An 8,781-nucleotide genomic window follows, 5' to 3' on the forward strand; every position below is an offset into this window, starting at 1 on the left:
AACGAGCTCCCCAGACCTACGAGACAGCCTTCCACTCAACATCATCTACGCTGGCATCAGCTGCATAAGCCGTGTCCAGTCTTCGGGTGGAAGCCCCACTCATCGCACAGAGCCGACCTTCTGCTTCACCACCTTTACCATGCGGCTCACACCCCGGCGATGGACGCGTGGCGCGCACCGGCGGGTCCGCCGTGCTCGGTCCGTGCTCGTCTGTCCCGGCCCGTACCGACAGGCCCCGTCACGGCCTGACACTGAAATCCACCCAGCACGCGACAGACAGACACCAGCTGACACCACTGAACAGCAAACGATCTTTCTTCTAATCCGACGGTCGCAGGTTCGAATCCTGCAGGGCGCGCTAGGTATCCAAGTGATCCACAAGTGGTCTGGTAGACCATTGCCAGACCATCCAGTCAGCCGCTCGTTTTCCGCGACCGGCGCGGAATGATCGCCACCGTCGCCTCCGCCGCCGCCTTCGCCAACTCCGGCACGACACTGCGTACGTGTCGGCCGTGAACGAGTGGCGCGCGTGCCCCAGCGTCGCCGAGATCACCTTCATGTCCGTCCCGGCCGCCAGACCGAACGTCGCCGCACAGTGCCGAAGGTCGTGGAGCGGATCGGCGGCAGGCCGGCCCGACGCACGAGCACCTCGAACCGCTGGCTGGCGAACTCGTCCCGCAACGGCTCCCCGTTCCGGCGAGTGAACACCACCTCCGACGCCACCCACGACTCCCCCGCGCGAAGCCGCTCCCGTGACTGCTTCGCGCGCCAGGCCTTGAGCAGCCGCACGTTCTCCTCGTCGAGGTCGATGGTCCGCACACCCGCGTCCGTCTTCGGCCCCGACCCGTCGGCGAGCTCCACCACACTCAGCGTGCCCACCTCCAGGTCGAGATCCGGCCACTCCATCCGGCGCCCGTCGCCGCGGCGCAGGCCGCGCGTCATCGTCAGATGGAACAGCGGGTAGAGGCGCTCCCCGCTCTCCTCGCAGTAGTCGAGGAACTCCCCCGCCTGCTGCGCGGTCCACACCATCACCGGCCCAGGGACGTGGCCGGTCCGCCGCCACCGCTCCACCCGCTCGACCGTCCACACCAGCGGCTTCGGCCGCGTGACGCGCGGCGGCTCGACGTGCTTCGACGGGTCATGCCCGATCTTCCGCGTCTTGTAGGCGTACGACAGCGCCGACGACACACCCGGTGCACCAGGTGGATACGCGATGCCGACAGCGGCCGCGAGGAGTGCAGGCCGCGTCCTGGCGCCACTCGGCGGTGGCCCTCGCGGCCAGGAGACGGCGCAACATCTCGGACGGCTTGGCCCCCTTGGGCAGGGCGTTGATCTGCCCCATCGCCTCATACAGCTCGTGCAGGTGGTGCTCGCGCACGTCGGCCAGCTTCAGATGACCGAGGCCCGGGGCCGACCCGATCGAGGACGACGCGCCCGTGCTGGCGGCGATCGACCGCATGCTGAAGATCCAGGAGCGGCGGGCGAAGCTGCTCGGGTTGGACATCCCCGTCAAGCAGCTGGTGGGCGGGGAGGTGACGGTGACGTACAGCTTCGAGGGTGTGGATCTCGGGACGCTCCGATGAAGCGTCCGGCTCCGCATTGTGCTGGCGGCGGGCCCCTGATGCGAGCGTTCACAGATCTTGTCCTGGGGGCCAGATGTCCACCTGGTTGCGGATGGCCCACATCAGGTTGTCGAGGCCTGTCTCGGTGTTCTGATGGACGGGATCTCTCCGCCTGGTGTTGATCAGTGCCGCCCAGCAGAAGCCGTCTGCGGTGCGTACGAGGACGGCTTCGGTCCCCAGCAGATTGCCGAGGTGCCACCATGTTCCGGCGGTGTTCGTGGACCACCCGCTGGCATAGCCATTCGAATCATAAAGCCCGGACGGCTTGGTCATGTAGGTGATCAAATCGCGGTCCAGGATGTCGGGTTTGGTGGGGAAGCCGTCCACTCGCACGGCGAAGCGCATCAGGTCGACGGCCGTAGCCAGCCAGCCCCCGTGCGCGTCCATCCGCGCCACCTGCGTACCGTACGGATTTTCACCGGCCTGGCCGTAGTAGATCGCCTCCCCTGGGCGCCGGTCGGCCTGGGTGTTCCCCGCGATTTGCATGCCGGTGATTCCGCACGGGGCCAGGATGTTCTCCTTGACGTACGCGTCGTACGGCTTGCCAGTCGCCTTCTCGATGACCCTGCCGAGCACGCAGTATCCGAAGTTGGAGTAGGCGAATTTCGTGCCAGGCGCATTGTCCAGCGACCGGTTTTTGAGCACCCACGAGATGAGCTCGTTCTGGTTGAGCGAAGGGTTGGTGTACATGGGGTCTTGCTCATCGTTCGCCCAGCCGCCGGCCGAGTGCTGCAGGAGATGGAGAACGATGATCTTCTCGGCTCTGGAATCCTCGGGCGTACCCAGGTCCTTGAGATGTCCACTCTTCCCGAAGACCAGGTCTATGGGAGACAGCTTGCCCTCTGACGCCAGTTTCATGACGGCGACCGCGGTGATCGTCTTCGAAATGCTGGCGATCCGGAACAGGGTTGAGGTCGTCACCCTCTCACGACTGGTTCTGTCCGCCAGACCGAATCCCTGGGCATAAACCAGCCGCCCATCCTTGGCGATCGCCAAGGACAATCCCGGCACCTCGTAGTACTGCATGAATCTGGCCACCAGGCCCGATATGACAGGACCCGCCTCGCGCTTCTCCCAGATCGGGCAGAACGCCGGCACCGCGTCTCTTCCGTGACCGGCCGAGAATCCTCCGATGGACACCAGTCGATACCCCTCGCGCTTCTTCTGCGCGACCTCGTTATCCATCGTCCTGGAGTCGATGCCGTGGCGCGTAGCCCAGGGGCGTCCGTCGGCATTCACCCAGATTGTGGCGTACATCCGATATTTCGCGGAGACGGGACTGAAGCCGATGACTCGGACGGGACGCCAATGGGCCTTGGGCATCCGGTCGAACTGCGCCTGGTAGTTGATCTCGCCGACTTGCGGCTTGATCCACCACCAGCTCAAATCGTATCCCGGCCAGCCCTCCCAAACGGTGGCGCAGAGCGTCTCGGCCAAGCCGGGACTCGGGTACCCGCAGAGATCGACGAGGTCGTAGCCCTCCCCGCGGAGTTTGGAGACATGCGAGTAGAGATCATCGAGTTTGATCGCATGATGTGCCTGCCACAGCGGGATCCGACTGACTTTTTCCCAGATGGTGGCGAAGAACGTCTGACCGGCGACGCTGTAGCCGTTGACGCGAACGGGCCGGTAACCGTCACCCTTGAGCTGGTCGAAGTGTTTGGGGTAGTCGCTGAACGGGATCCCGTGGTAGCTCTGTTGCGTGTTAGGCCCGGGAGGGTGAGCCGGCTCCCAGATCGCGGCGTAACGCGCTTGGCCGCCGACCTCGTAGCCGCAGACGTCCACGATTCGGTAACCCCACCGCCCGAAGTACCCATCGAACGCGGCCCGGTATTCCTCATCGGTGAGATTCCAGAGAGCGACGGGGGATCCGTACACCGGCGTGTGCGAGCTGGCACTCTCCAGCAGGTCGGTCGCCGGTGCGGCCACGTACGCATGTGCCGTGGGGAGATCGAGAGGGATGCTGGAGGCAAGTCCGGGGAACGCACTCGCACACAGTGATCGCACGATGAAGTCGCGGCGCGTCGGAAGCCAGGGATCTTCGTGGTGTGCCGGGCGCTCTGGTGTGCCTGATGAACCACTCATGGTCCTCACCCTCGTCTGGTGATCCCCCGGGCGTTGGACGTCTCGGCTGTCTCGTCGTCCATGATGCAGGCCAAGATCCCAAAGCTTCGCTGATGGTTGGAGCACGCAAACGGGGCCTAGTGAGCCACCAGCAGATCCTCGCTCCTGCATACAGCCGCCGACGCGGCCGGAGAACCTCGGGATTAGAACCGCAGCTGGGGCCGGGATTCTCTGCTGCTAGCCCCGGGTTAGCCCCGGACTTCGCATGTACCTAGGGCCGTGACAAATATGCCCATAATGGAAGTCGACCTCCGCGCGGCAGACCAATGCAAGATAACCCACCTAGCTATTACTCAGGGTTACGGAGAATTGACATCGGCTAGACATTTGCCTCGTACATGGCTGGTCGAACATGACGAGCGCCGCGCCGTGGAGTGACAATCTCAGGCATGAACGACTGGCCGACCGACCTTCGTCTCTGGAGCCAGACCCGCGGTGGCGCCAAGCGCGAGCTCATGCGCAACCACGACGACGCCGAACGCCTCCAAGCCCGCCTCGACGAAGCTGGGCTCTCCGACATGATCGAGCTGTACCCCACATACATCGTGCCTCGCCGCAACGCCTGGGCGCAGGGCGAATCCAGGATGGACGACGGCCTCCTTGAGCTGCTTCAGATCCGCCGGTACCTCTGATGCCTACCGCGCTGCGCCACACCTAACGACCGTACGGCGCTGCCGCCGAGCTGTTCAACCGCCGCGACCCCGAGGTGCTGCTGTCCGGCCCCCCCGGCACCGGCAAATCCCGGGCCGCGCTGGAGAAGCTGCACGCGATGATGCTGGCCAACCCCGGCGCCCGCGGCCTGATCGTCCGCAAGACGCTTGTGTCGCTCGGCTCCACCGGCCTCGTCACGTGGCGAGAGAAGGTCGCCGCCGAGTCGATTGCCGCCGGGCCCGTGGTCTGGTACGGCGGCAGCCAGCAGGAGGCGGCGGCCTACCGGTACAGCAACGGCAGCGTGGTGGTGGTCGGCGGCCTGGACAAGCCGCAGAAGGTCATGTCGTCGGAGTACGACGTCATCTTTGTCCAGGAGGCGATCGAGCTCGCGATCGACGACTGGGAGGCGCTCACCACCCGTCTCCGCAACGGCGTGATCTCCTTCCAGCAGCTGATCGCCGACTACAACCCGTGGACCCCCACACCCTGGCTGAAGGCCCGCGCGGTCCGGGGCGACACGGTCATGCTGCACAGCAGGCACGAGGACAACCCCGTCCTGTTCCGGCCGGACGGCACGCTGACGATGGTCGGGCAGGACTACATCGGCAAGCTCGACAAGCTCACCGGCGTGCGCTTCCACCGGCTACGGCACGGCAAGTGGGTCGCCGCCGAGGGCCTGATCTACGAAGACTGGGACCCCGCCGTCCACCTGCTCGACCGGATCCCGATCCCGCAGGAGTGGACGCGCTGGTGGACCGTCGACTTCGGGTACACCAACCCGTTCGTCTGGCAGGACTGGGCCGAAGACCCCGACGGGCGCCTCTACCTGGTGCGGGAGATCTACCGCACCCGCCGCCTGGTCGAGGACCACGCCAAGGACATCCTGCGCCTGGTCGCCCCCGGCGGCACGTGGGCTGAGCCTCGGCCGAGCGCCATCATCTGCGACCACCTCCTCCCACCGGCGGCGCTGGACCAGCCGCGACAACGCCGCCAGCCAGATCCGGTCAGCGTGGCCCCACCGCGGCCGACCACCGAGCTGGCGGCGGAGCACCTGGTTCTCATGACGGAGCACCAGCAGCTCAGCCTCTTTGGACAGATCAGAGCAGGCCAGCACCGCCACAAGCCCGCATAAGCACTGAACGACCCGGTAGATCAGCGACAACCACACCCCGCAATGGTGACAGCCGCCGCGCTGATCGCGCAGCAAAATCCCAGCTCAGAGCCCAGAACCGTGTTTTCGAGCGGGACACGCTGAAACGCTCGGCGGAATCGCCGTCTTCATCCATGGGACCTCACCCTGGCCCCAGAAGGGACAACGGGCAATCCCGCGAGCCGCTGTCATTGTGGGGGCTCCCAGTAGCAATGAAGAAATTTCAACGAAGTAGCGCCTGACCTGCGGTAACGAAGGAGTTTGACCTCCTGTGGCGGGTTGATGATCACTGCCGCTATGTTCGTTCCGGTTTTGTCCGGTACGGCACGTGAAGTGGTGCGTTGCCAGAGAAGATGTTCTCCGAGGAGCTGTTGGAGCAGCTGCGTTCGTTCCCGGAGATCAGTGCAGATGAGTTGATCCGGTATTCACGCCGACGGCGGCGAATACCGCGCCGAGGATTGCCGGCGCGCTCGCTTTCTACAGCTCGGCGAGAGCGGCGCCGATCTCGACGTCGGTGATCTCGGCCAGCGCGCCCTTCGTTCTGATCGAGCACAGGCGGCGAACGCAAGCTCGCAATGCCTCCTTTCGTGTCCAGCGACAGCCGGCGGGGCGACAAACCGGGACCGCAGGATGCCGGCGTGCCTTGACCGACGACGCGTCCTCGCTCGCACTCCCGCTCGCCGCTGCCGTCGGCCACCAGGCACCTTTTCTTCTCACCGAACCATCCAGCGGGGCAGTCCCTGATGGCCCGCTCGGAGGAGATGGATCGACAGGCATGGGGGGAGACCGCCGATCCCATGTGGGTTGCACGGTAAGCAGCCGAGATCGCGGTATGAGCCCGTCATCGCTGGTCCACAGCTCAGGCTGCAGCCTGCGGACGAATTGCTTCACGTGTATCGCCGTAACTGCTGGAGAGAGGGAGACGGTAGTGGGCGCACCGGTACATGGCGGCGTTGAGCTGAAGCGAGGAAGAGGTGCCTGGTGTGAATGGGCGCAACGATGATGGGCGGCGGATGCTCGAGGGCCTGCTGGCCTCCAGCCATCTGATGTCGTTGGAGCTGCTGCCCGCCCGAGTGAGTGAGCACGCGGCGACCGCGGGGTTCCGCGAGGTGCTGATCTACGTTACAGACGTGCAGCGCAGTGTCCTGAGGCTGCTCACCCGCCACGGTGAAGACGCAGGGCAGGCAGCGCAGGGCGAGGAAACCGAGCTGAAGATCGAGGGAACACTGCCTGGGTGGGTCTACCAACACGTCCAGATCCTGGCCGACAGCTCCGCCGGAGCAGGCGAGCACCGATGGTGGGTGCCTCTGCTGGACGGCAGCGATCGCCTGGGGGTGCTTCGGGTCACCGCCGTCGAGGACAGCCCGCGCATTCGGCAGGACATGGTGGCGCTGGCTTCCCTCATCGCGCTGATCCTGGTCAGCAAGCGCGACCATAGCGACTCCTTTGCCCGGCTGACCCGCACGCGGCCGATGAACATCGCCGCCGAGATGCAGTGGCATCTGATGCCACCGCTTACCTATGCGGACGGCCGCGTGGTGGTCTCCGCAGCGATGGAGCCCGCCTACCGGATCAGCGGCGACGCTTTCGACTACGCCACAGCGGGACCGGTCGTCCATTTGTCGATCTTCGACGCGATGGGCCACGACACCGCGGCAGGACTGACCGCCAACCTCGCCATGGCCACCTGCCGCAACTCCCGCCGTCAAGGCGCCGGCCTGATGGAGATCACCGAAAGGATCGAGCAGGCACTGATCGAGCAGTACGGGCAGATGCGGTATGCGACCGGGATCCTGGCCGACCTCGATACTCACACCGGCGTCCTGAGCTGGGTCAACCGCGGCCACCACCCACCAGTGATCATTCGAGCGGGACGCTGGAGCACCGACTTGCACTGCCCGCCGGCACACCCGATGGGCACCGGCATGGGGCTGACAACCACCCTGTGCCGCGAGCAGCTGGAGCCCGGGGACCGCATCGTGCTCTACACCGACGGCATCACCGAGGCCCGTGGGCTGGGTGACGTCGAGTTCGGCCTGCAGCGGTTCGTCGACTTCCTCATCCGCCACCACGCCGATGGCCTGCCCGTTCCCGAGACACTGCGCTGGCTCATCCACGCGGTCCTGGAGCACCACGACGGCCAGCTGGAAGACGACGCCACCGTATTGTTCTGCGAATGGCTCGGCCCCAACCCCGACAACGTCGACGCGGCAGCGACCCAGACCGGGCTCGCGGGACCGTGACCGCCCGCCTTCGACCCAGAAGTGCGCAGAGGAGCACCAGTCGCGAGCATCGACCGGGGCGTTCGCACAAAACGCCCGATGAGACGGTGGACGGGCGTGCTGAACCTGCCCACCGCCTCCGCCTTCTACGAGCAGGCGCGGGCCGCCGGGCTGGCCTCGGCCGCCAAGGAGGGCGTACTTGTCGCCACCCGGGTCCAAGGGAAGGGACCTGCCCCACGGACGAGGTGGGCGATCCGGGGGCAGGTCGTCCACCCAAGCCTGCCGGCTGTGTCGCTCGGTAGCAGCCCGCCGCGAGCCGAGATATCTGGGGCTCTCCCCCGAGGCGGGCACGTGTCACCTGCCCGTTATGGCCACAGGGAAACGAGGACTACAGGCGCGGACCTCGACAGTGCGCCCCGTGCATGCACAAGACCCGATCTCACAGCCCGCCTCACCTTCACAACTCCGGCCGCCGAGGGCGACGACCGTAACAGAGAACCGTGCGAACTGGTCCACTACGCCTTCTACTTAGGTGTTCATGGCGAAGGCGTAGGCGACGATGAGGATGCCGACGCACCAGCCGAGGGCGATCTGCGCGTGGCCGCGATCGTGTGAAGGGCCGTCGCCACCATCCACCACCTCGTGTAGAGGCTGGTCGCCGGCGGGTTGGGCAGGGAGGCCGGGCGGGCGGCCTGGACCGGCCTCGAGGCCGCCCGCCCGGCTGTCGGTCCGCCAGGCGGTTTGCCGCTTGCCGCGGGGGCTTCCTGCACGATGAGGACCAGGAGTGGTTGCACGCCTTAGACAGTGACTCATTTGGTGAGTCGGCGGTAGCAAATGAGGGCTGCAGCGATGGCGACGAAGGACGCGAAGTGGTCGGCCCGGCGTTCGTAGCGCCGGTGTAAGCGGCGGCAGCCGGCCAGCCACGAGACCGTCCTTTCCACGACCCAGCGGTGGCGTCCCAGGCGTTGGCTGGATTCGATCCCGCGGCGGGCGATGCGCGGGATGATGCCCC

The 8,781-nt window shown here is 66.0% G+C and carries 8 protein-coding genes; 4 read left to right on the forward strand and 4 right to left on the reverse strand.

The features are described 5' to 3' along the window. Positions 1 to 555: 555 nt before the first annotated feature. The gene (locus tag ABFX50_RS49875; protein WP_346158193.1) at positions 556 to 1,188 is read right to left on the reverse strand and encodes a tyrosine-type recombinase/integrase; all 633 of its coding nucleotides are present in this window, start codon (positions 1,186 to 1,188) and stop codon (positions 556 to 558) included. Continuing rightward, positions 1,139 to 1,459, reverse strand: a complete 321-nt coding sequence (locus ABFX50_RS49880; RefSeq protein ID WP_346158195.1) for a hypothetical protein — start codon at positions 1,457 to 1,459, stop codon at positions 1,139 to 1,141. The genes ABFX50_RS49875 and ABFX50_RS49880 overlap by 50 nt, the downstream gene beginning before the upstream one ends. On the opposite strand from ABFX50_RS49880, the gene ABFX50_RS49885 reads away from it, so the two are divergent. Beyond that, positions 1,458 to 1,583: a hypothetical protein gene (locus ABFX50_RS49885; RefSeq protein ID WP_346158197.1), complete on the forward strand. Its 126-nt coding sequence runs from the start codon at positions 1,458 to 1,460 to the stop codon at positions 1,581 to 1,583. The two genes, ABFX50_RS49880 and ABFX50_RS49885, sit on opposite strands and share 2 nt — an antisense overlap. Before the next feature lie 48 nt (positions 1,584 to 1,631). On the opposite strand, the gene ABFX50_RS49890 is transcribed toward ABFX50_RS49885, so the two are convergent. Next, positions 1,632 to 3,707, reverse strand: a complete 2,076-nt coding sequence (locus ABFX50_RS49890; protein ID WP_346158199.1) for a serine hydrolase — start codon at positions 3,705 to 3,707, stop codon at positions 1,632 to 1,634. 428 nt (positions 3,708 to 4,135) lie between these two features. Between ABFX50_RS49890 and ABFX50_RS49895 the strand changes: the two genes are divergently transcribed. The 3 genes from ABFX50_RS49895 to ABFX50_RS49905 all read left to right on the forward strand — a co-directional run bounded on the left by ABFX50_RS49895 (position 4,136) and on the right by ABFX50_RS49905 (position 7,790). Next, entirely contained in the window at positions 4,136 to 4,378 is a 243-nt protein-coding gene (locus ABFX50_RS49895; RefSeq protein WP_346158202.1) for a hypothetical protein, read from the forward strand. Positions 4,379 to 4,452: 74 nt separating this feature from the next. After that, complete coding sequence (locus ABFX50_RS49900; RefSeq protein ID WP_346158203.1) at positions 4,453 to 5,529, forward strand: phage terminase large subunit; 1,077 nt, start codon at positions 4,453 to 4,455, stop codon at positions 5,527 to 5,529. Between the two features lie 1,001 nt (positions 5,530 to 6,530). Further along, positions 6,531 to 7,790, forward strand: a complete 1,260-nt coding sequence (locus ABFX50_RS49905; RefSeq protein WP_346158205.1) for a PP2C family protein-serine/threonine phosphatase — start codon at positions 6,531 to 6,533, stop codon at positions 7,788 to 7,790. A gap of 788 nt (positions 7,791 to 8,578) precedes the next feature. Here ABFX50_RS49905 and ABFX50_RS49910 read toward each other — a convergent pair. Then, the coding region (locus tag ABFX50_RS49910; RefSeq protein ID WP_346158207.1) for a transposase at positions 8,579 to 8,781 on the reverse strand (203 nt) is incomplete at its 5' end.

It is taken from the genome of Nonomuraea recticatena, assembly GCF_039533245.1.
Lineage (GTDB): Bacteria > Actinomycetota > Actinomycetes > Streptosporangiales > Streptosporangiaceae > Nonomuraea > Nonomuraea roseola.

Coding starts and splice junctions, on each gene's coding strand:
- ABFX50_RS49885 (WP_346158197.1), top strand. CDS start 1,458: ATGCTGAAGATCCAGGAGCGGCGGGCGAAGCTGCTCGGGTTGGACATC.
- ABFX50_RS49880 (WP_346158195.1), bottom strand. CDS start 1,459: ATGCGGTCGATCGCCGCCAGCACGGGCGCGTCGTCCTCGATCGGGTCG.
- ABFX50_RS49890 (WP_346158199.1), bottom strand. CDS start 3,707: ATGAGTGGTTCATCAGGCACACCAGAGCGCCCGGCACACCACGAAGAT.
- ABFX50_RS49895 (WP_346158202.1), top strand. CDS start 4,136: ATGAACGACTGGCCGACCGACCTTCGTCTCTGGAGCCAGACCCGCGGT.